Origin of the sequence: Labilibaculum manganireducens (assembly GCF_002843385.1) — a bacterium.
GTDB classification, from domain to species: Bacteria; Bacteroidota; Bacteroidia; order Bacteroidales; family Marinifilaceae; genus Labilibaculum; species Labilibaculum manganireducens.
This window is the reverse complement of the sequence record NZ_MVDE01000079.1, coordinates 1-1,827: the sequence shown is the minus strand read 5'-3', so window position 1 is coordinate 1,827 and position 1,827 is coordinate 1. Positions and strand designations below refer to the sequence as shown.

The window sequence follows — 1,827 nt, the reverse complement described above, 5'->3', positions numbered from 1 at the left end:
TTGCCACTTGCTAATGCTTCCAGGAGTCACCCCAGTGCATAAGGGACTTACACCCTCTGGACTTTCTTTTACAAAACTTAACATTATAAAAGAACTTTTACTAAATTTACCATTCAAGGCACACACAAAAGCTAAATTGTCATGGGCGTTGATGAGCAAATTGATAGTTTAATACAATTAATGAACACCAGCAAGCCAATACAATTGGTTTGTTCAAAAATATAAACAAATTTATGCGGCTTGCTTATTTGGCGGTTTGAAAGGGAGATTCTTTTAATCGCCCACGCAACTTAGCAAGACCGTTAGGCTCTATTAAAACGAAAGTCAGTGCAATTATGAAAAAATAATAAAATATGAAAACATTTAAAGATTTAACGATAAAGTCTTCCATAGAGAAACTAATTTCTCTCGTAGAAAAGCTTCAAATTAGTGATTCTTCTGATTTTAAATTTGTATCTGATAAATCTGAGGATTACGCTAAAATGATTGGAAAAAAAACAAATGAAGTATTAACATTTGAAAGTCCAGTTATTAAAGGAGCTATTGCCTTTGTCTGGATGGTTGTCGGTGAAGAAAGTGACCTTCGCATAACCAATATAACACCAAATAAATCAGGTCAATTAAGTATTGAACAGTATAATTCAATTCTTGACAGTTTCTATGATAAAGTGATAAAGCCAAATATTGACGAAAATTATCATGTTATCCTTTCTACTGACACAAAAACAATTGTTGACTATGCAGGTCAGGAAGTTGCTGAAAAACTACAAGTGTGGATTAAGTCTGCAAATAAATCAACGCTGAATACTCATCCGCTTGATTTTGAAAGATGGGCTAGTTTTTTAATAACTGCACATAAAAATGAGTCCGAGTTAACGACTTCACAATTAGAAAAATTTTTAGTTGATGAAATAGGCATTTCTGAAGAACGCTTAGTTTCAAAAATTGTGATTGATTATGAGTATGGACGTGAATTATTGAATGAGTATGATAAACACAGATAGCTTACAGATAATTGAAAAAGATGAAATTGCAGGGAAAATACCTACAAACTGCAAGAATATCTTTTTTTGGGATACATGTGGTATTTTAGATGTGCTCAATTTAGTAATTGATTCTACAAATGATTCTTTCATACAAACATTAAAACGTATTAATGCACAGATTGACAGAGGGGATGCAATTTCTATGTCTTCCATTATTGTTATTACGGAATTAAAAGATAATTATCCAGAACCTTATGGTCAAGCTGAAAAATTGATAAATCAAACTATCAAGAATTATAATAAGATAATGAAATATCTTGGTGGATTGGGCATGTCAGAACCATCATCGGAAATAAGTAAAAATTCGGTTGACTTTTTGCCAACCTTAGAGCTTGTTATCCAAAATTTATTGAATAAAACGTATTTCATTAAAGATGACCCATATCTTAAATTGGCGAGGGATAGAGTTGTATCTAAAACACCTCCAGGCATAAAGAATGAATTTAAGGATTGTGTCATATGGGAGTCGTGCCTTGACATCTCGTCTTATAGGAAAAATGGAGAAAAAATCTTTTTTGTTTCATCAAACGAAAGTGATTTTGGTAAAAATGGAGGTAGATTTTCTGAAATTGAAGCAGATACCGCAAGGTACGGAATTGATTTTACGCACAAGATTCATGAATTATATAGACATGCAGAATAATAACAGAGCCTAATCGAGTAGACAGGTGACGGTCTATTGACCGCCACTGTGCCTCTCACACCACCGTACGTACGGGTCTCGTATACGGTCCCGAGGAATCGGGATTAAGTTAAGGGGAATAAAGAATCACGTCTAACA

The 1,827-nt window shown here is 33.6% G+C and carries 2 protein-coding genes; both read left to right on the top strand.

Translation table 11 applies throughout. The features are described 5' to 3' along the window. The first annotated feature begins 353 nt into the window (after nucleotides 1-353). Entirely contained in the window at nucleotides 354-1,004 is a 651-nt protein-coding gene (locus tag BZG01_RS21230) for a hypothetical protein (protein WP_101311836.1), read from the top strand. Continuing rightward, nucleotides 988-1,689 (top strand): PIN domain-containing protein, encoded by a 702-nt coding sequence (locus BZG01_RS21225; protein WP_101311835.1) that lies wholly within the window; start codon nucleotides 988-990, stop codon nucleotides 1,687-1,689. Before BZG01_RS21230 ends, BZG01_RS21225 begins: the two co-directional genes overlap by 17 nt. Nucleotides 1,690-1,827: the final 138 nt, after the last annotated feature.

Coding starts and splice junctions, on each gene's coding strand:
- BZG01_RS21230 (WP_101311836.1), top strand. CDS start 354: ATGAAAACATTTAAAGATTTAACGATAAAGTCTTCCATAGAGAAACTA.
- BZG01_RS21225 (WP_101311835.1), top strand. CDS start 988: ATGATAAACACAGATAGCTTACAGATAATTGAAAAAGATGAAATTGCA.